We start from the raw sequence: 20,175 nt of genomic DNA, 5'->3' as shown, positions 1-20,175 counted from the left end.
CGGAAGAAGGAGTTGCCGTCAATACGAGATTATTACAGCGCGACGCAACTTCGCGCTGATCGATGGAGCGCTTTACGCGAGGCTGCTGAAGGCCTTGCACTTCACGGACGGGAAAAACGCCAGAGCCAAAAGTTGTTGTCGACGGCAGAACATTTGTTTGATGTTCTGGAACCGATCGAACTCTATTGGGCGTTTCCCGGAATAAACGCCTTCGAACATCTGCGACGCCTTCTGCTTAACGGCAATGTCGACGACCTGTCCATCTGTGTCCGCCGTATCGCACGCGCGTTGACATCGGGCGCATACAGGCGACGGTCGATCCCTCTGTCGTCTGATGAAATAGACAATGAGGACTACGAAGACGAAGCTTCGCTTGCGCCAGAAGCTCGTGCATTGGGGCGGCCCTATTTCGAGGTACTGATCGTCGATGATGTTACTGAACATCAGGAGAGGTTCCTGCGGCAAAACCTGTTGCGCATGCGCCGGCTGGAAGACCCCTTCATTTATGAACCGGTCATTGTCCCGTCGCTGGAGGACGCGCTGATTGGGGTCCTGTTCAACTACAACGTTCAGGCTGTGGTGATCCGGCCCGGCTTGTCGCTGAAATCCAAGATCGATCTTCCGATCCTGAACCAGTATCTGACACGCGTCAGCGAAGACGAAGATGTTGATGGCCTTGACCCGCATGAATACGGGCCGGAAGCCTGCCGCCTGATCGAGAAAATCCGACCCGAATTGGACGCCTATCTGGTCACCGATCGTTCTGCCGAAGATATCGCCGGATTGGATCTGGGCCGCTGCCGACGGGTTTTTTACAATCAGGAAGACTTTCAGGAACTGCACCTCAACATTCTTCGCGGTGTCGACCGAAGATTCAGGACACCGTTTTTCTCAGCCCTCAAGGAGTATTCGAAACAGCCAACCGGCGTTTTTCACGCGATGCCGATCAGCCGCGGGAAATCCATCAGCCGCTCGCACTGGATTCAGGATATGGGGGCGTTTTACGGGTCAAACATCTTCCTGGCCGAAACGTCGGCGACATCCGGCGGTCTGGACAGCTTGCTGGAACCACGTGGGCCGATCAAGGAAGCACAGGACATGGCGGCCCGGGCGTTTGGGGCGAAACACACGTTCTTTGCAACCAACGGCACATCAACATGTAACAAGATCGTCGTTCAGTCAGTGGTACGACCAGGAGATATCGTGCTCGTCGATCGAGACTGCCACAAGTCTCACCATTATGGCATGGTTCTGGCCGGAGCCAGCGTCGTCTATATGGACAGCTACCCGCTGCACGAGCATTCGATGTATGGCGCTGTACCGCTGAAAGAGATCAAGCACACGTTGCTGAAGCTGAAAGCCGCCGGAAAACTGGACCGCGTCCGCATGGTGCTGCTGACCAACTGCACCTTTGACGGAGTGGTCTATAACGTGCAGCGAGTCATGGAAGAATGCCTGGCGATCAAGAAAGACCTGATTTTTCTGTGGGACGAAGCCTGGTTCGGCTTTGCGCGTTTTGACCCGACTTACAGACAGCGCACCGGCATGGGCGTCGCTAATGTATTGCGGCAAACGCTGCGCACGAAAGAGGCCGCAGATGCATGGGAGGCGCAGCAGGACAAGCTTAGCGACGCGAGCCACGAGCAGGTGCTTGAAGCCCGGCTGGTTCCGCCACCAGATGCCCGCGTGCGCGTCTATGCTACGCAATCGACCCACAAGACCCTGACCTCATTGCGGCAGGGGTCGATGATCCATGTCAACGATCAGGATTTCAAAGGCGAAGTCGAGCAGGCTTTTCACGAAGCCTACATGACCCACACTTCAACCTCGCCGAACTACCAGATCATCGCTTCCCTGGACGTTGGGCGGCGGCAGGTCGAACTGGAAGGGTTCGAGTTTGTGCAAAAGCAGATCGAGACCGCCATGTCGATCCGACGCGCCATCTCGGACCATCCGGTCTTGCAAAAGTATTTCAAGGTGGTAACCGCCGGCGAAATGATCCCGGAAGAATACCGGGAAAGCGGAGTACAAGCCTATTACGATCCCGATCACGGCTGGATCGACAAATGGACGATGTGGAGCCAGGACGAATTCGTACTGGACCCCACCCGCATTACTCTGGCCGTAGGCGGAACCGGCTGGGATGGCGATACGTTCAAGACCAAGATCCTGATGGACAAATACGGCATCCAGATCAACAAGACGTCGCGTAATACGGTGCTGTTCATGACCAATATCGGCACAACGCGGTCGTCAGTCGCATACCTGATCGAAGTGCTGGTCGAAATTGCAAATGACCTGGATGAATTGCTGGACGATGCCTCAAAAATGGAACGCCGATCCTTCGAGAACAGGGTCAAGGCGCTGGTCGAAGACGTGCCACCACTGCCGGATTTCAGCCGCTTCCACGATGCGTTCCGCGACGGGTCGGATACGCCCGAAGGCGACATCCGAACCGCGTTCTTCCTCGCATACGATGAGGACAATTGCGACTATATCCCGACCGATGACACGCTGATGGTGCGGCTTGAAGCGGGGGAAGAGCTTGTCTCATCCAGCTTCATCATTCCCTATCCGCCCGGTTTTCCGATTTTGGTGCCCGGTCAGGTCATCAGTCCGGAAATTCTGTCATTCATGCGGGCGCTGGACGTCAGCGAAATTCATGGTTTCCGCGAAGACCTCGGTCTGCGCGTGTTTACCCAAGAGGCCTTGGAGTCCGTCAAAGAATAATTCAAAGGGGAGAGGTTAGATGCCCAAGAAGGTACTCAAGAACATTTCGGAAATCCGCCGCTATTTCCACACGAATTCAGACCCGATCTATTTTGTCTCGGCAACCAATTTCAACCTTCTCGGCCTGGATGAATGGGTCAAGAACTTCAAGTACATTTGCTACATGGATTGCTTTGACGGGCGGCATCCGAACGTTCTTGTTCCTTCCGAACTCCCCCATGACGAATTTCAGTCTATCGAGGACATCAACAACTATCTGCTGCAGCACAAGGAAGTGGTCGATTACGTCAAGGCACGGGGCGGCAAGCCAAAATTCGTGTTCCTGATGTTCGACGAAAAGACGGAAAAACTGGCCAAGGACCTGGGCGGCGAAGTCTGGTTTCCCAAGGCCAAGCTGCGCACCAAGATGGACAACAAGATCGAAACGGTGCGGGTCGGCAACAAGGCAGGCGTTCCGTCGGTGCCCAATACCCTGTCCAAGGTCGACAGCTATGATCATCTGAAGAAGGTCTGCAAAAAGGCAGGGCTTGGCGACGATCTCGTGCTGCAAAGCGCGTTTGGCGACTCGGGCCACACCACCTTTTTCATCAAATCCGAAGCCGATTTCCGCAAGCACGAGCATGAAATCGTGGGCGAGGGCGAAATCAAGATCATGAAACGGATCGACTGCCGTGGATCGGCGATCGAAGCCTGCGCCACGTCCGAAGGCACGATTGTCGGCCCCCTGATGACCGAGCTTGTGGGGTTCAAGGAACTGACCCCCTATCGCGGTGGCTGGTGCGGAAACGAGATATTCTCAACCGCCTTCCCGCCCAAGACCCGTGAAAAGGCCCGCGAACTGACCTTCAAATTCGGCGAGCAACTGCGCAAGGAAGGCTATCGCGGTTATTTCGAGTTGGATTTCCTGATCGACAAAAAGACCGGCGACATCTGGTTGGGTGAGCTCAACCCCCGGATCACCGGAGCGTCCTCGATGACCAACCACGCAGCCTTTGCCCACGCAGATGCGCCGCTGTTCCTGTTCCATCTGCTTGAGTTTTCGAAGAAGCCGTTCAATCTGGACGTCGAAGAGCTGAACGCCCGCTGGGCCGACCCGGACATGATCGACTCCTGGTCGCAGATGGTGATCAAGCACACTGAAGACAGCGTCGACATCATCACCAACGCTCCGGAATCCGGTATTTACCGGATGCTGCCGGATGGTCAGGTCGTCTTTGACCGGTTCGATTACCACCGTCGCGCGGTCGAAAGCGAAGACGAGGCCTTTTTCCTGCGCATCTCGAATGTCGGCGATTACCGTTATGAAGGCGCCGATCTGGGCATACTGGTGACGCGAGGACGGTCGATGACCAAGGGGTTTCAGTTGACAGCCAAGTCAAAGAACTGGATCGCAGGCATCAAGAGCGCCTTTTCTTCGCGCCCGCTGCCATCCGCCCAGGCATTTGAGGATCCTGCGTTTAAGATTATGTAGGGTGCATGAAACTTACCTTTCGCGCCGTCGAAGAAAAGAAACCCGGGCAGAAGCTGGCCGCGATTTTCTCCGAATACAGGAATGCCTACCTGAAGTGGTGGGCAAGCGAGGGGTTGTCATCGCGTCCGACATATTCCGAGTGCCGCCACGCGTTGAAAACGCATATGCCGGAAATGCTCGAGCCGTATGACATGTTGTGCGCTGCCTTTGGTGCAGGTGATCTGGAGGCCCGGTTTCTGAGTTTCTATTGCCCGCCGCGGTATCTGGCCGGGTGCAGCCAGGCGATTTGGCAGGGACCGGAACCACTGATGGTGCGGAATTACGACTATGACCCGTCGGCCTTTGACGGGGTATTCCTGAAGACTGAATGGAATGGGCGCCAGGTGATGGGCACGTCAGATGGCTTGTTTGGATTGCTGGACGGTATGAATGATGCAGGGCTGACGGTTTCCCTGACATTCGGCGGTCGCCGTGCGGTTGGCGAAGGCTTTGGGATTCCCCTGATCCTTAGATACCTGTTGCAGACCTGTTCGACGATCGAAGAGGCGAAGCAAGTTCTTTTGAGAGTCCCTTGTCACATGAGCTATAACGTTACGGTCCTGGACCGTGACCGGCAGTTCTTCACGGCATTTCTTGCACCGGACCGACCAACGCTCATAACCCGCGCTGCTGTTTCGACCAATCATCAGGAGCGTGTCGAATGGAGCAGCCACGCACGCCTTACCGCCACGGTCGAGCGTGAACGATTTCTTCTGCATCGCCTGACATTGCACCCCGAGAAGCAGGAGATCTTTGTCGGATCGTTCCTCAAACCCCCGCTTTATTCGCTCGCCTTTGATCGGGGTTTTGGCACTCTGTACACGGCAGCTTATCATCCTCGCGAATTGACAGCGGAACTGCTGTGGCCGGGCCGGAGCTGGCAGAAAAGCATAGATCAATTCAACGCGGATAATTTGCAGGTTGTTTATCCATGAGAGAGTGCTCGAACACACAATGGTCGCGTTCAGTGCAGAGGCCGCACCTTCACCACCCGGAGGTGTATTGGCCGAACTCTAAAATATCGATAAATCCAGTCCAGCCTAACTTGTGACATTGCCTACAACCTGACGTGGATTGAATTATGCGCTAGAGAAATCTGGCAGCCTTCGACAACTCTGAATTCTTGGCGCGAGCCTGTTCTGAACCGCTGCAGGCCCGTCCAGAGGCTAGACGGAGGTTGAATCGAAAGTCCTGCACGAGTTGTTGTCGCTTGAAGATACATTATCAAAAGTCACTCTTTCCGAGTGTTGTCGGTCATCAAAGGAAGGGCCGTGCGACAACAGACTTTCTTGCTATTTGGTTGCAGAAGATCCTGCACATCTTCTCTGATTGCGAACACCACTACTCAACCATAGATCGCAGTAAGAAAGCGGTTGCAACTTCATTGTAGAAAACTGAGTCGTTTCCGATAGTTAAGAAGCGCTAAAACTGGCTGCGACGCTTCGAATTGGAGGCACTAAACCACGCTTCGGCCTCTCACAAAACTCCACACAAAACAAAGAACATAGCTAAACGATTTCTGCACAAGCTGCTGTTTTTTATATATTTATCATGTGTGGCGACCCCGGCAGGATTCGAACCTGCAACCTGCCCCTTAGGAGGGGGCTGCTCTATCCAGTTGAGCCACGGGGCCGCGCGTCGCCTTCTGTAACCGGGTTTTTCAAGGTTGTCATCGCCTTTGCACAACAGTTGTAAAGATTGCCCTGTTCACGCTACCATCGGGCAAAACAACAACGCAGGTATTCCCGGTGACAACAGAAACAAAACGCCCGCTTACCCTTCGTGATGTTTCGGAAGCGTCCGGAGTGTCGGAAATGACCGTCAGCCGGGTCTTGCGAAACCGCGGCGATGTTTCGGACGCCACGCGAACCCGGGTCTTGGCCGCCGCAAAGGAACTTGGCTATGTGCCGAACAAGATCGCTGGCGCTCTGGCCTCAAGCAGAGTGAACCTGGTCGCGGTGATCATCCCTTCATTGTCCAACATGGTGTTTCCAGAGGTTTTGACCGGCGTCAATCAGGTACTGGAAGATACCGAGCTGCAGCCGGTGGTCGGCGTTACGGACTACCTGCCCGAGAAAGAGGAGAAAGTTCTGTACGAGATGCTTTCGTGGCGGCCCTCGGGTGTCATCATTGCCGGGCTTGAACATACCGACGCCGCACGGGCCATGCTGGATTCAGCGGGCATTCCGGTTGTCGAAATCATGGATACCGACGGCAAGCCCGTCGACGCGATGGTTGGTATTTCGCATCGGCGCGCCGGGCGTGAGATGGCGCAGGCTATACTGAAGGCCGGCTACGAACATATTGGTTTCATGGGCACCAAGATGCCCCTGGATCACCGCGCCCGCAAACGGTTCGAAGGCTTCACCGAAGTTCTGGGCAAGCACGGGATCGAGATCGAAGACCGCGAGTTCTATTCCGGCGGTTCGGCGCTGGCAAAGGGGCGCGAGATGACAAAGGCGATGCTGGATCGGTCACCCGATCTGGATTTCCTGTATTATTCCAATGATATGATTGGTGCGGGCGGTCTGCTGTATCTGCTGGACCAGGGCATTGATGTGCCCGGTCAGATCGGTCTAGCTGGTTTCAATAATGTCGAGCTTTTGCAAGGCTTGCCGCGAAAGCTGGCCACGATGGATGCCTGCCGGCTTGAGATCGGTCGCAAAGCCGCTGAGATCATCGCCGCCCAGCTGCAAAACCCGGAAGTCGAGATTGACACCCGTGTCACTCTGACCCCCAAGATCAGTTACGGCGATACACTGAAACGGCGCTGATGCCTTGGCGTTGCAACAGGTAAACAACCGCGCGGCGCGTGCCGTGTTCATGCAGCGTCACGCGTTGTTGGAGCCGCCTGCCGGTAAGGCAAAGGGCGCAGATCTTCTGGATCTGATCCATCGGCTGGGGTTTGTGCAACTGGACAGTATCAACACTGTTGCACGTGCCCATGACATGATCCTGTATTCGCGCAGGCCAACGTATCGCGCGAACAACCTGAAACGGCTTTATGAACGCGACCGCGCTTTGTTCGAACACTGGACGCACGATGCCGCAGTCATTCCAATGGAGTTCTATCCTCACTGGCACTTGCGGTTTCAGCGCGACGCAGACGAACTGAGGGCCAGGTGGAAGAACTGGCGGCGGGACGGTTACGAAAAGCAATTCGAAACGGTTCTGCAACACATTCGTGACCACGGACCGGTCTGTTCGTCCGACGTCGGCAAGGATGAGAAGAAAGGCTCGGGCGGGTGGTGGGACTGGCACCCCTCGAAGACAGCTCTGGAGTATCTTTGGCGTTCAGGTGCCTTGACCGTAATTGGGCGAGAAAGTTTCAAGAAACGCTACGATCTTACGGAACGGGTGATTGAGCATCACCTTTGTCCGGGAAACATGACGTGCGACCCGCAGGAAACGGTGGATTGGCTTTGCAATGCTGCTCTGGACCGTCTCGGGTTTGCCACCTCGGGCGAATTGGCTTCATTTTGGGACACGGTCAGCCCGGCAGAAGCGAAGACCTGGTGCACAAAGGCTCTAACAAGGGGCGAAGTCGAGGAAATCAACATCGAATGCGCCGATGGTCGGCTCCGACGTCTTTTCGCCCGCCCCGGATTGGCGACGGAGGTCGAAGCGCTGCCGCCCGCCCCCGGTCGTATCAGGGTGCTCAGCCCGTTTGATCCGATGCTGCGCGATCGGCAACGGGCCGAGCGGCTGTTTGGTTTTCACTACCGCATCGAGGTTTTTGTGCCCGCCCCAAAACGAACCTACGGGTACTATGTCTTTCCGCTGTTGGAAGGTGACCGCCTGATCGGTCGGATCGACATGAAGGCCCATCGCGATTGTGGGGAATTGCGTGTAAGGGCCCTGTGGCCCGAACGGTCCGTTCGATGGTCCGACGCCCGAACCGGACGATTGGAAGCAGAGTTGGACAGGCTTCGCAGGTTCACCGGGCTTGAACAGGTTGTTTTTGAGAATGACTGGCTGAAACCATCCAAATAGACTCTATTCTTGCGGCACCAGACATAGGTTTCTGATCAATTTGTGTGCTTGCAGCAGAGAAGTCTCGAGGGATTGACCGGAAGTGTCCAGCTGCGCCGTTGCGCGGCTGTACATTGCCTCGCGACTGGACAGAATGGATTTCAGCTGCTCCATTGCCGCCGGATTTCCAGCCATGGGTCGCTCATCTCCCTGCGCCCGGACCCGTTCCATATGCTCGACCGGGGAAGCACGCAGCCAAATTGTGTGAAACTGGCTGAGCAACATGTCAAACGTGGCAGGTTCGGCCACGATCCCCCCCGCAACCGCAAGAATCATCCGGCCATGTGACGCACTGACCCGATCCAGGGCCTGCGATTCCAACCTGCGATATCCTTCCTGCCCATAGAAAGCCATGATCTCTGACAGCGGCATGCCCGCCATGTCTTCGATCACGTCAGTCAATTCCACAAAGGGCAGATCAAGCTTCGCGCTCAGCAGCGCGCCCAGTGTCGATTTCCCGGCCCCGCGCAGACCGATCAAACAGACGCGACCGGCCCGGACGTCATTGACAGGATCCGGTTGCAAGATGTTGCGGACCGCTTGTTTCACATCGTCACTGGCACGGCGGTACAGTTCCACGGTTTGCAGAGTGTCGGAGTCCCAGGGATCGTCCTCACCGATCAGCCATTCAATCCGATGCTCCAATGCCCCAGCCACGCGTTGCAGCAATCCGATTGAGATATTGCCCTCGCCCGCCTCCAACTGCGCCAGATACCGGGGTGAGATTCCGGATTTCTCAGAAAGAATCCTGCGGGACATGCCGTGAAACTGCCGCGCCTTGCGCACGCGCGCGCCCACCCGCTGACTCAGACTCTGTGAAGGGCTTTCCGGGGAATTTGTCCCGTTCTGCTGCTGATCTGATCCGAGAGACCCAATAGGCGCAACCATGACACTCATTCCGGCTGTGTAATATAGTGCACAAATTACGTCACCGTATCGGCCCAGACAACATACATTGTCAGTGGCCTGCGTGACGGCGGATTTTTGAGCGACCTAAATGTCGAGATCATGCAGTTCGCCCAGCAGGTCGAGCAGCATCTCATGTTTCTCCGCCCCCATCTTTGCGCGAATGCGTTCGGCTTGCTGCATGCTGGTCGACAGGTTGGCCTCGATGACCTGAGCGCCCTTGTCGCTGATCTCGACAATCTGCCGCCGGCGATCCTCGGTATCCGGGCGCCGGGCGATCAGGTCTTTGTCCTCAAGCTTTTTCAGGATGCGCGTCAGGCTTGGCAACAAAAGGCAGGCACGCTCGGCAATGCGCGTGGGTTCCTGCGGACCTTCTTCTTTCAACACACGCAGAACGCGCCACTGCTGTTCGGTGACACCCGCATCAGCCAACATGGCCCGAATGGGTCCCATGACCTTCTCCCGAGCGCGTAGAAGAGCAATCGGCAAAGACCGGGACGTTAGGGGAAATTCGTCGGTCATACTGAATTTTCGCCGAAATCTCCGAGCCTTGCAACCAGTCGTTGATTCTGCCCTGTTTTTACGTGTCAGACGCTTTCCGCATTCGCATCGACGCTGCGGCCTGCGCGTAGCCCCCCGAGGCTCCATCAACGAAATGCACATGATCGTCCCGCATGGCCGAGGGAACAAAGCAGGTCATCATCGCCTCTTGCTGAGCATGCAGACCATATCGGATTTTCCCGCCAGCCTGCGCCTCATCCAGCATCCGGGTGATACGGGCAAGTGTCGCCGCATCGCAGTCCAGCGTCATCTTGAGCCCGTCATCGAACTTTCGGAAATCCGCGTTGCGGCTGACCATGTAACGATACCTTGCCGGCTCGAATTCCCCCAACCGGATGCCGGTTTTGAACAACAAAGCGATCATCAGGTTCCCGCCCAGCAAAATCAGTTTTTGCAGGAACAGATTGCTCCCGGCCCGGGAAACATGCGCATCAAGATCGATGCCGGGCGGCGGCCATTTCATCGGCGGGCCCTCAGCCGGAACCGGATGCCCGGCCCTTTCCAGCCCCTCGGACATCGACAGCACAGACCGGGTCAATGCAGCGAAATCGTGCTCGTTAGAGTCTGATGTAGACTGAATTACCAGTGAAACGATCTGACCATTCTGCGCCTGGCTGTTGGACCAGCGGCAGGACAAACCTGTAAGATCCGGCTGCGCTTTCGGATCGGCAGCAGCCACGACATAATTGCCGGCTTTCATCTGCTTTTCTGCCCAGGCAAGGCCGCCGCCGGAAAACATCGCATAGTCGACCCCGGACGATGGCGCATGACGGGCCACACGCAGATCGCGACCCGCTTTTCTGATTTCCGACACGTCAACGATGGCTGCACGCAGAGAGATGGCGAATTCCGTCTCCGCCCAACTGCGCAATCGCGCCAATGTTTCACGCGCGATGTCTTCATCCGCCTGTGGAACCGCAAACGCCGCTCCATCACCGCCAAAGACATAAGGAAAATCCCGACCGCCCAGCCCGTTGATCATTCCCGATATCACGGCCGCACCGACCATGTTCACGGTCTTGTAGCGTCCACGTTCGATTTCCCCCGTTGAATCGACGATATCGGCCACGCCGACGATCCAGTCGTCCGGCAGAGGCGTGAATTCCGCCGGGTCGCTGAGGCGAAGAAAGTTGTCCGAAATTGGAACAGAAGAATAAAAATCAGTGTCGGTGGTCGCCATTACCATCCTCAATACAAATAAACCTTCGGTAGAAATAGCCCATTTGCATTAGGTTTCCGCTGTTTGCAGCAGAGCGCGGGCCCTTGTGCAAGGCATCGGGACATGTCAAGCATCCCGCCGAGGAGGACAGGGATGCAGGCAGGGTTGGTGATTTTATGCCTGGCGTATGTCCTCAGCCAGTTCTTCCGCGCCTTTCTGGCCGTCCTCACGGCCGATCTGGGACGCGACATAGGTGCTACGCCCGAAGATCTGGCATTTGCCTCGGGCCTTTGGTTTCTTGTATTTGCGGCCATGCAGATTCCGGTCGGCTGGGCGCTGGATCAATTCGGACCCCGGCGCAGCTCGGCCGCCCTGCTGCTGATCGGAGGTGCCGGAGGTGCCGGCCTGTTCGCAGTGGCGACCAGCCCCGCCCATGTCAGCGTTGCCATGGCGCTTATCGGAATCGGGTGCTCGCCGGTTTTGATGGCCTCGTATTTTATCTTTGCGCGCGAGTATCCGCCGGCAAAATTCGCAACATTGGCTGCCGTGATGCTGGGCGTCGGCTCGGTCGGCAATCTGGTTGCGTCCTACCCCACCGCGCTAGCGGTTGAGTGGGTTGGCTGGCGGGCGACGTTGCTGGGGTTGGCGGTTACCTCGGCCATCATCGCTATCGGCATCTGGTTCACCGTCCATGACCCCAAGCGGATCGAGACCGAGCACAAAGGTTCTTTGTTCGATCTGCTGAAAGAGCCCGCCATGTGGACGATTCTACCCTTGATGCTGGTCGCGTATGCCCCGTCCGGCGCGCTGCGTGGATTGTGGGCGGGCCCATACCTGCGTGACGTCTTTGAACTTGATACATCGCAGGTCGGACAGGCGACACTTGTGATGGGTGCCGCGATGATTGCGGGAACCTTTGCCTATGGTCCGCTGGACCGCATCCTGAGGACGCGAAAATGGGTCGTCCTTGGTGGAAATGTTCTGAGTTTATTGGCGCTGGTGCTTATGTGTGTGTGGATCAGCAACGCGGCCTGGTTGTCGGTCCTGTTGCTGGCGGTAATCGGATTCACCGGGGCCGCTTTCCCGGTGATCATGGCCCACGGCCGGGCCTTCTTTCCGCCGCATCTGGTCGGGCGCGGCGTGACCCTGTTGAACCTGTTCGGTGTGGGCGGTGTCGGGCTGGCGCAATTCGCAACCGGGCGCATTCACGCGACGGCGATGGACATCAGCCCGACTGCGCCCTACACAGCGATTTTCGGCTTCTTTGCCGTCACCTTGAGTATTGGCTGCATCATCTATCTGTTCAGCCGCGACAGCATGGACTGACTTTGGCCAGGAACATCGGACAGGAGAGCGCAATGCAGGAAATCGAGGTTCTCGCGCCGAACCTGAAACACAGCCTCTCTGGCGTCACCACGACCGTTATCCGACTTCTTCCAATCCAGGCGAAAATGATCGGCATTCGCGCCACCGGTCCCGGCCTTCCGCGCGATATTCCGCATATCCGTTTGTGGAAGACGCTGTTTCTGCCGAACCGTAAGCCCATGGTCTGGCACGCCCGCCGGAACACGGAAATGCTGATGGGGCTTTTTCTGCGGACTGTACTGCGGCGGAACTACAGGCTGCTATTTACCTCGGCCGCCCAGCGCAATCATTCCGGTTTCACAAAAAGCCTTATCGCAAGAATGGACGCGGTGATCGCGACGACACCGCAGGCCGCATCATTCCTCGAACGGCCTTCCACGGTAATCATGCACGGCGTGAACACAGAGATCTTTCACCCAAGCGACGAAAAGGCAGCGCTGCGCGAGAAGCTTGGATTGCCATCGGGCGTTCTGATCGGTTGTTTCGGGCGTATTCGTCCGCAGAAAGGCGTCGACCTGCTGGTGGATGCCGCGATCAAGGTACTTCCTTCGTTTCCGGACGCGAGGATCATATTCACGGGCAACGCAACAAAAGAGTTCGAATCCTTTCAACACGAGCAGGAAGACAAGCTGAAACAGGCCGGGTTGGCCGATCGCGTCAGTTTTCTGGGCGAACGCCCGTGGGAAGAGATCGTCGAAATCTATCGGGCTCTGGACCTGTTCGTTGCGCCCGCGCGTCACGAGGGGTTCGGACTGACACCGCTTGAGGCGATGGCCTCTGGTGTTCCCGCCATTGCCTGCCACGGTGTCGGCGCGTTCAGCGCACAGATTCAGGACGGCGTTACCGGTCGTCTGGTGGAAAAAGACAACGCTGCCGCGCTGGCCGAGGCTCTGACAGAGATGCTGACAGATCCGGCGAACATGGCCACTGCCGGAATTGCCGCCCGTCGCCATGTTGAAGAAAACTTTCGAATCGAGCGCGAGGCCGAAGAGATCGTCAAAGTCTACCGTTCTCTGCTGGACGAAAGCTGAGCGAAGGAAATTGCCTCAATTCGCCGTCATCGCAATGTTATTGCCCAGAATCCCCTTTTTTCTTTGCTGCAACGCGGCTATGAACGCGCGTCCTTAACTTTGGAGACATGAAATGGGCTATCACGTCGTTGTCGCCGGCGCCACGGGTAACGTGGGCCGCGAAATGCTGAACATCCTGGCGGAACGCCAATTCCCTGTCGATGAAATTGCCGCACTGGCAAGCCGTCGTTCGCTGGGAACAGAAGTCAGCTTTGGCGACAAGACACTGACGACCCAGGACATCGACACCTTCGACTTCACCGGCTGGGACATGGCCCTGTTCGCCATCGGCTCGGACGCAACCAAGACCTATGGCCCCAAGGCGGCCGCGGCGGGTTGTGTGGTCATCGATAACTCGTCGCTCTATCGCTATGACCCGGACATTCCGCTGATTGTACCGGAATGCAACCCGCAGGCGATCCACGACTACAAGAACAAGAACATCATCGCCAACCCCAACTGCTCGACCGCGCAGATGGTTGTCGCGCTGAAGCCGCTGCATGACCGCGCCAAAATCAAGCGCGTTGTCGTGTCGACCTATCAGTCGGTCTCGGGCGCAGGCAAAGAAGGGATGGATGAGCTGTGGGATCAGACAAAGGCCATCTACAACCCGACGACCGAAGTTGAGCCGAAGAAGTTCCAGAAACAGATCGCCTTCAACGTCATTCCGCAGATCGACGTCTTCATGGAAGACGGCTCGACCAAGGAAGAGTGGAAGATGGTTGTCGAAACCAAGAAGATCGTCGATCCGTCGATCAAGGTCACAGCCACCTGCGTTCGCGTTCCGGTGTTCGTCGGTCATTCCGAGGCCGTGAATATCGAGTTCGAGGAATTCCTGGACGAAGACGAAGCCCGCGACATCCTGCGCGAGGCTCCGGGCATCATGGTGATCGACAAACGCGAGGCCGGTGGCTACGTCTCGCCTGTAGAATGTGCAGGCGATTTCGCCACCTTCATCAGCCGCATCCGTCAGGATTCGACGGTGGAAAACGGCATCAACCTGTGGTGCGTTTCCGATAACCTGCGCAAGGGTGCCGCCTTGAACGCGGTACAGATTGCCGAGCTGCTGGGCCGCGAGGTTCTGAAAAAGGGTTGAGTTTTTGCACAACGACCGCCCCGGACAACAGGCCCCGCCGTCTCAGGCGGGGTTTTTTGTGACAAACGCATTGTGCGGCAGTCGTTAAATAGCCCGATCGTAGAACCTCGAACCCATTGCGAAGCGACCTTTCGACAATTATCCGCGAGACGTTGCTGATACTGAATCCCATAGCATTGAAAATACAAGGCAGAGTCCGGATAGCCCGCCCTTCGCTCGGGGACGTTGGGCGCGTTGTTCAAGCCTTTGTGTTGCCCAAGCAACTAAACGCCGAAGAGAAACCAGGTCCCTCGGAATGAGGGCGCATGTTGACAAAGCCGGTTGGGCTTGCCACCTGACAAATGACTATTCCCAATGGCGCGACAGCGCTGGCCGCGCTCAGCCTTCCCGGCGCGGCAATCGAGGCAGAGTATGCAGGTTCTGACCAACAAAAGGCTGGGGCGAACCCTGATCCGAGGATGCGCGGCCATCCTGATCGGGCTGGTTGTTTTTGGGTTCACCGGACATTATTTTGCCGCCGGGGACTCGATTGCACTGTTGCGGCCGCAGGCCGGTGTCCTGCTTCTGGTCTTTGCGCTCATTCTCTTGCTCATGCGGTCCAAGTATCTTGCCCTGACTGCCCTGGCCTCTGCCACCATTGCCATCGGCTCAATCGCGGTGGGGTTTTCAGCGCCTGCGGACGATTGCAACGGAGCCTGCCTGACGCTGTATCAGAAGAACCTCATGAGCCGAGCCTGGCCCCGCAAGACGCTGGCTGACGACATCATCACATCAGATGCGGAAATCGTGACCTTGCAGGAAGTGTCCGCTCATAACCGCAAATTCATGAGCAACATGTACGACCACTATCCAACCAAGGTGTTCTGTACCTTTCGCCCGTATCAGGACGTGGCGGTCCTGACGCGATTGCCAATTGTCGAAGGGTCTGAATTCTGCATGCCCGGTTATGGGGTCACCGGTGTTCAGGTTGTCACGCCGGATGGTAACCCGGTCTGGGCCGTTTCGGTTCATTTGAATTGGCCATTCCCGTTCGATCAATCCGAACAAAGCAGCAAAATCGCTGCGCGTATTGCAGAACTCGACGGGCCGGTTCTGATCGGCGGCGATTTCAACATGGTACCGTGGGGTGCCAGCGTCAGCCGGATCGGCGCGGCAGCAGGTAACGAGGTGTTCGGGACCGCCGAGAACACGCATTCGCTGGGCAGCTGGACTTTGCCCTTGTCGATCGACAATCTCCTGTTTCCCAAAGATACGACGGGAACGGTCGAGCTGCGGCCCTATTTAGGGTCTGATCACTTGGGCAAACTCGCCCGTTTCCAACTTCAATAAACGGTTCCGAACCGCAACGTGCAATGACGACTAACTTGCGTTCTCGACCAGAGACTTCAGGTTGTCCAATCCCCGCTCATAGTCTCCGCCGACCCAATCATCCATCATCAACCCCATCCAGCGCGACATGGGGTTCAGGCCCAGATCGGATTCGAACCCCCAGGTGACCTTCGTTTCCGAACCCTCTGGTTGCAGAACAAATGACGCCGTCGCCGTACCCATGGGGCCGAAATCAAGCGCTGTTTTCACGATCTGGTTTTCGACGCTTTCGACGATTTCCTGCGACCCCGAACCAACTTGCGGATGCTCCGAACTCCAGTTCAGCGTGTTCCCGACCCCGGCCTCCGGGCCGCTATAGGCCAGTTTGGTTTCCGGATCGCGTGACAGCCAGGGCGACCACTTCTCGGTTTCCTGCATCGAGTTCACGTATGGGAAAACCGCCTCAGCCGGTGCATTGATCGTGATGCTGCGGGATACTTCTGCCTTGCCCGGCAGCAGGTAGGAAATGCCGACCAGCGCCACGATGACAATCAGTAACGCTACGAATATTCGTTTAATCAATCTCATGATACGCTCCGACTCCCGATTGGATGTCGTCAGCTTATCAAAAAATGGCGCGAAATCAGAGCACTGTTCCGCACCACATCATCAGATCGCGGTGAACACCTTATCCTTGGGGTCATAGCATTCCAGACCGCCTTCGCCGATATCGGTCCACAGGCCGTGCAGGCTTAGCGTACCGTCTTTGACCGCCGTCTCGATGAAAGGGAAAGTCATCAGGTTTTCCAACGAAGCCACAACAGCCTGCCGTTCAAACTGCCTTGCCTGTTCCGCGCTGTCGTCCACATCGGCGACCAGTTCGAATTTCGGCTTGAGGATACCCATCCATCGACCGACAAAGCTGTCCTTGGCTTCAAGCTGCGGCGCGTTGCCCTTGCACATGTCTATGCATCCCTGAACGCCGCCGCATTGGGAATGGCCCAGCACGATCAGATGCGCCACTTTCAATGCGGTGACGGCATATTCGATGGCTGCGCTGGTACCGTGAAGATCACCATCCGGCTGATACGGCGGCACGAGGTTGGCGATATTGCGATGAATAAAAAAATCGCCCTGATCCGCGCCAAACATCGAAGTCACGTGCACCCTGCTGTCGCAGCACGAAATGACCATTGCCCGCGGTCTCTGACCTTCTGTCGCCAGCCGCTTGTACCAAACCTGATTTTCGGCATAGGTTGTCGCTTTCCACCCGTGATACCGTTTGACCAGATAGGTCGGCAGAGGTTTGGCAAAGTCCATTCTTCAAGTCCCTGTCTTGTCGTTTGATGGATGCTGTAACCCGAATTCGCACAAAATTCGAGACATTATCCTGTTTGCGGGCAAGGATTTGCAAAGAGAATTCGCCTCAGTATTGGCCCACGCCGTGGGGGCGTACTGAATGGGGTGAATGTGGTGGATAAAATAATCACACTGGAACAAAAGGAATCCGTGCGCCTGGATCCGGACCGTCTGAGCGGTCTGTGCGGCCAGTTGGGCGATACCAATGCGATTGACGTGTTGTGCCGAACTGTCGAGGAACTGGCATTGCGACTGTCAAACTGCGAACGCTTCTGGCGGCAGCGCGACTGGGCGGGCCTTCGCAAATGTGCCAAATCCCTGGTGGCAATCTCGGATCAGGTCGGAATGACGGGATTGGCCCGCGTGGCCGATGATGTTGCGCAAACGGTCGATGCGGGAGATGCCGTGGCCACCAGTGCCACGCTCAGTCGACTGATCCGCGTCGGAGAACGGTCTTTGACCGCTGTCTGGGATCAGCAGGATCTTTCGGTTTGACGGGGGTTGCGGGCCGGGTGTGGGCGGATAGTCTGGGCGCAACAGAACCAGCCGAGACGTCCATGACCCTGTCCTTTGCTTCCCCCGCCGATCCGGCCCTTGCCCTTCACGTTGTTGCCCAACCGGATTTGGAGGGCTGGCTGCAAGATCAACCCGGGCAGGTACAATCCTGGGTCGTGTCCAACGGGTTTTCCGGTGCTCTGGGACAGGTTTTGCTGGTCCCCGGAGCGGACGGTTCGCCGGACTTCGCGCTGGCAGGATATGGCACCGAAGCGAAACGTGCGCGAAAGCGGTTTCCGCTGGCCGCGGCAGCCGAGGCGTTGCCAAAGGGCACCTTTCGCATTGCTTCAGGACTACCCGCCGCAGTCGCACAAATGGAATGCCTGGGCTGGCTTCTGACAGGCTATGCGTTTGACCGCTATGCCACGCAAAGCGCTGCCAAAGCGAGGCTGATCGCGCCGGATGGGGTCGATGCGGCACGCATCGAGGTCATGGCCAACGCCGAAACTCTGACCCGCGATCTGGTAAATACACCTGCGTCAGATATGGGGCCCGCTCAGCTACAGGCAGCGTCTGAGGCGCTGGCGCGCGCATTTGACGCCTCCTGCGATGTTATCAGCGGCGAGGCACTTTTGCAGAAGAATTTCCCCATGATTCACGCCGTTGGCCGGGCGGCGGAACAAACGCCACGCCTGATCGAAATGAACTGGGGCAGCGCCGGGCCAAAGCTGACTCTTGTCGGGAAAGGAGTTTGCTTCGACACAGGCGGATTGGATCTGAAACCGGCTTCGGCCATGGGGCTGATGAAAAAGGATATGGGCGGGGCTGCCAATGTTCTGGGTCTGGCCCGAATGATCATGGCTTTGCGCTTGCCGCTGCAACTGCGGGTGCTGATCCCGGCAGTCGAGAATTCGGTCGGGGGCAACGCATTCCGCCCGGGTGATATCCTGACCGCGCGCAACGGTCTGACGGTTGAGATCAACAACACCGATGCCGAAGGACGCCTGGTTCTGGCAGATGCGTTGGCCTTGGCGCATGAGGGCGATCCGGATCTGGTGGTCTCGATGGCGACGCTGACGGGTGCGGCGCGCGTTGCAGTGGGGGCCGATCTGGCACCTTACTTTACTGATGACGATCAGGCGGCGGCAGCTCTGGCAAGCGCGGCACGACAGGCTGCCGATCCCGTGTGGCGGATGCCGTTCCACGACCCTTACGAGGCACTGATCGAACCCGGGATCGCTGATCTGGACAATGCGCCTTCGGGCGGTTTTGCCGGATCGATCACCGCCGCGCTGTTCCTGCGTCGCTTTGTTGGCGACAGTCGCTATGTGCATTTCGATATCTATTCCTGGCAACGCAGCAAGGAGCCAGGGCGCAGCAAAGGCGGACTGGGACAAGGCCCACGCGCCCTGCTGACCGCCCTGCCGGAGATTTTGGACCTGTGACCCAGATGCGCGTGATCCAGCCTGTCGTCGACCTGTTACGCCACCCCGACGGCGCGCGGGATCGGCAATTGCTCTACGGAGATACGGTGGCCATTGCCGACACATTCGAAGGATACAGCAGGGTCACGGCAGACAAGGATGGATATACCGGATGGGTGGCCTCGGACCAGCTGGGACAGATTGAGCCGCAGACTCATTGGATCGTGGCCGCCGCAACACATGCCTACGCGCAGGCCGATATGAAAAGTGCGGATCAAACCTCGCTGAGTTTTGGCAGCAAAATACGCGCATTGTCGGAGAAGGACGGATTTCTGGAAACTTCCCTTGGGTTCATACCTGCCGTTCATGCGGTGCCTGCCTATTCCCGCCTGACCGATCCGGTCGCAGCCGCCGAGCTGTTTTTGGGCACGCCTTACCTATGGGGTGGCAACAGCCGGTTCGGGCTGGACTGTTCCGGGTTGGTGCAAACCTGCTTGCTGGCTTGCGGCATTCCCTGCCCGGGCGACAGCGGAGATCAGGAGCGAATGTTAGGCAAGCCGGTTCCAGAAGGGGCCCAAGTAAAACGTGGTGACCTGATATTCTGGAAAGGGCACGTCGCCTGGGTTGCGGCGGATAATCTGCTGTTGCACGCCAATGCCTACCATATGGCCGTGGCGCTGGAGCCAATGGATCAGGCCATCACCCGAATCGCCGATCAGGGCGGTGGACCGGTTACCGCCCGAAAAAGGCTCTAATCCGGGTCAACCGATCGAATAAGCTTGCGTTCCAGCACGCGAAGAACCGCACGCAGATCGTGCCCGCGTTTCAGGATGCGCCCATCCATGCCAACCACCGAATACATGCCCTGCCTCACACGCAGGCGCGGATGCTTTTCCACACGATAGATCGGGTGTTCCGCAGACCTTCGGAAAATTGAAAACACGGCTGTCTCTCGCAGGTTGGAAATACCGTAGTCTCGCCATTCTCCGGCGGCGACCATCCGGCCATAGACGGACAGGATCTGAGACATCTCTCGCCGGTCAAAGGCCACCGGCATCTGCGCCGATTGTGAGGGAAACCGGCTGGGAGGCTGCATGTTCATAAGACCAGCCTTGCCGGAAATCGCATGTGAATCAAGCCCGATGCAAACCGGTGTGGCA

General features: G+C 57.2%; 18 protein-coding genes and 1 tRNA gene. 12 read left to right on the top strand and 7 right to left on the bottom strand.

Going from position 1 to position 20,175, the window contains the following annotated elements:
• The first annotated feature begins 12 nt into the window (after positions 1–12).
• From AC2TDJ_RS02165 to AC2TDJ_RS02155, 3 genes are read left to right on the top strand one after another with little or no spacing between them, the layout of a single operon-like run.
• Positions 13–2,730 carry an aminotransferase class I/II-fold pyridoxal phosphate-dependent enzyme gene (locus tag AC2TDJ_RS02165; RefSeq protein ID WP_480840195.1) on the top strand — a complete coding sequence of 906 codons (2,718 nt, stop codon included), beginning with the start codon at positions 13–15 and terminating at the stop codon, positions 2,728–2,730.
• A gap of 19 nt (positions 2,731–2,749) precedes the next feature.
• Positions 2,750–4,201 carry a biotin carboxylase gene (locus AC2TDJ_RS02160; RefSeq protein WP_480838784.1) on the top strand — a complete coding sequence of 484 codons (1,452 nt, stop codon included), beginning with the start codon at positions 2,750–2,752 and terminating at the stop codon, positions 4,199–4,201.
• A 5-nt stretch (positions 4,202–4,206) separates the two neighbouring features.
• Positions 4,207–5,175 (top strand): C45 family autoproteolytic acyltransferase/hydrolase, encoded by a 969-nt coding sequence (locus AC2TDJ_RS02155; protein ID WP_480838782.1) that lies wholly within the window; start codon positions 4,207–4,209, stop codon positions 5,173–5,175.
• A 621-nt stretch (positions 5,176–5,796) separates the two neighbouring features.
• Here the strand turns inward: AC2TDJ_RS02155 and AC2TDJ_RS02150 are convergent.
• Positions 5,797–5,873, bottom strand: a tRNA-Arg gene (locus AC2TDJ_RS02150).
• Positions 5,874–5,988: 115 nt separating this feature from the next.
• Between AC2TDJ_RS02150 and AC2TDJ_RS02145 the strand changes: the two genes are divergently transcribed.
• Together AC2TDJ_RS02145 and AC2TDJ_RS02140 are read left to right on the top strand one after the other, a co-directional pair.
• Positions 5,989–7,014 carry a LacI family DNA-binding transcriptional regulator gene (locus AC2TDJ_RS02145; protein ID WP_480838780.1) on the top strand — a complete coding sequence of 342 codons (1,026 nt, stop codon included), beginning with the start codon at positions 5,989–5,991 and terminating at the stop codon, positions 7,012–7,014.
• Between the two features lie 4 nt (positions 7,015–7,018).
• Positions 7,019–8,233, top strand: a complete 1,215-nt coding sequence (locus AC2TDJ_RS02140) for a winged helix-turn-helix domain-containing protein (RefSeq protein WP_480838778.1) — start codon at positions 7,019–7,021, stop codon at positions 8,231–8,233.
• A gap of 3 nt (positions 8,234–8,236) precedes the next feature.
• Here AC2TDJ_RS02140 and AC2TDJ_RS02135 read toward each other — a convergent pair whose 3' ends face one another.
• From AC2TDJ_RS02135 to AC2TDJ_RS02125, 3 genes are all read right to left on the bottom strand, one after another.
• Positions 8,237–9,160 (bottom strand): helix-turn-helix transcriptional regulator, encoded by a 924-nt coding sequence (locus AC2TDJ_RS02135; RefSeq protein ID WP_480838776.1) that lies wholly within the window; start codon positions 9,158–9,160, stop codon positions 8,237–8,239.
• Positions 9,161–9,265: 105 nt separating this feature from the next.
• Positions 9,266–9,700: a homoprotocatechuate degradation operon regulator HpaR gene (gene hpaR / locus AC2TDJ_RS02130; RefSeq protein ID WP_480838774.1), complete on the bottom strand. Its 435-nt coding sequence runs from the start codon at positions 9,698–9,700 to the stop codon at positions 9,266–9,268.
• A 58-nt stretch (positions 9,701–9,758) separates the two neighbouring features.
• The gene (locus AC2TDJ_RS02125) at positions 9,759–10,919 is read right to left on the bottom strand and encodes a DUF3095 domain-containing protein (RefSeq protein WP_480838772.1); all 1,161 of its coding nucleotides are present in this window, start codon (positions 10,917–10,919) and stop codon (positions 9,759–9,761) included.
• 132 nt (positions 10,920–11,051) lie between these two features.
• Between AC2TDJ_RS02125 and AC2TDJ_RS02120 the strand changes: the two genes are divergently transcribed.
• From AC2TDJ_RS02120 to AC2TDJ_RS02105, 4 genes are all read left to right on the top strand, one after another.
• Positions 11,052–12,224: an MFS transporter gene (locus tag AC2TDJ_RS02120; RefSeq protein WP_480838770.1), complete on the top strand. Its 1,173-nt coding sequence runs from the start codon at positions 11,052–11,054 to the stop codon at positions 12,222–12,224.
• Positions 12,225–12,256: 32 nt separating this feature from the next.
• Positions 12,257–13,294 (top strand): glycosyltransferase family 4 protein, encoded by a 1,038-nt coding sequence (locus AC2TDJ_RS02115; RefSeq protein ID WP_480838768.1) that lies wholly within the window; start codon positions 12,257–12,259, stop codon positions 13,292–13,294.
• A gap of 112 nt (positions 13,295–13,406) precedes the next feature.
• On the top strand, positions 13,407–14,429 hold the full coding sequence (locus AC2TDJ_RS02110) for an aspartate-semialdehyde dehydrogenase (protein ID WP_480838766.1): 1,023 nt from the start codon (positions 13,407–13,409) through the stop codon (positions 14,427–14,429).
• A 411-nt stretch (positions 14,430–14,840) separates the two neighbouring features.
• A complete protein-coding gene (locus AC2TDJ_RS02105; RefSeq protein WP_480838764.1) occupies positions 14,841–15,758 on the top strand; it encodes an endonuclease/exonuclease/phosphatase family protein in 918 nt (305 codons plus the stop codon).
• Between the two features lie 30 nt (positions 15,759–15,788).
• Here AC2TDJ_RS02105 and AC2TDJ_RS02100 read toward each other — a convergent pair whose 3' ends face one another.
• On the bottom strand, positions 15,789–16,325 hold the full coding sequence (locus AC2TDJ_RS02100) for an SRPBCC family protein (protein WP_480838762.1): 537 nt from the start codon (positions 16,323–16,325) through the stop codon (positions 15,789–15,791).
• A gap of 81 nt (positions 16,326–16,406) precedes the next feature.
• Positions 16,407–17,057, bottom strand: coding sequence for a carbonic anhydrase (locus AC2TDJ_RS02095; RefSeq protein WP_480838760.1), 651 nt, complete (start codon positions 17,055–17,057; stop codon positions 16,407–16,409).
• Positions 17,058–17,201: 144 nt separating this feature from the next.
• Here AC2TDJ_RS02095 and AC2TDJ_RS02090 point away from each other — a divergent pair, with 144 nt between their 5' ends.
• The 3 genes from AC2TDJ_RS02090 to AC2TDJ_RS02080 all read left to right on the top strand — a co-directional run bounded on the left by AC2TDJ_RS02090 (position 17,202) and on the right by AC2TDJ_RS02080 (position 19,770).
• On the top strand, positions 17,202–17,591 hold the full coding sequence (locus AC2TDJ_RS02090) for a hypothetical protein (protein WP_480838758.1): 390 nt from the start codon (positions 17,202–17,204) through the stop codon (positions 17,589–17,591).
• A 62-nt stretch (positions 17,592–17,653) separates the two neighbouring features.
• A complete protein-coding gene (locus tag AC2TDJ_RS02085) occupies positions 17,654–19,036 on the top strand; it encodes a leucyl aminopeptidase family protein (RefSeq protein WP_480838756.1) in 1,383 nt (460 codons plus the stop codon).
• Entirely contained in the window at positions 19,033–19,770 is a 738-nt protein-coding gene (locus tag AC2TDJ_RS02080; RefSeq protein ID WP_480838754.1) for a C40 family peptidase, read from the top strand. Before AC2TDJ_RS02085 ends, AC2TDJ_RS02080 begins: the two co-directional genes overlap by 4 nt.
• On the opposite strand, the gene AC2TDJ_RS02075 is transcribed toward AC2TDJ_RS02080, so the two are convergent.
• A complete protein-coding gene (locus AC2TDJ_RS02075; RefSeq protein WP_480838752.1) occupies positions 19,767–20,117 on the bottom strand; it encodes a DUF2794 domain-containing protein in 351 nt (116 codons plus the stop codon). The genes AC2TDJ_RS02080 and AC2TDJ_RS02075 overlap by 4 nt on opposite strands.
• Positions 20,118–20,175 lie beyond the last annotated feature (58 nt).

The sequence above is a fragment of the Ruegeria sp. HKCCD6647-2 genome (genome assembly GCF_057221075.1).
Note: the sequence above shows the minus strand (reverse complement) of the source record. Positions and strands in the feature narration are given on the sequence as shown.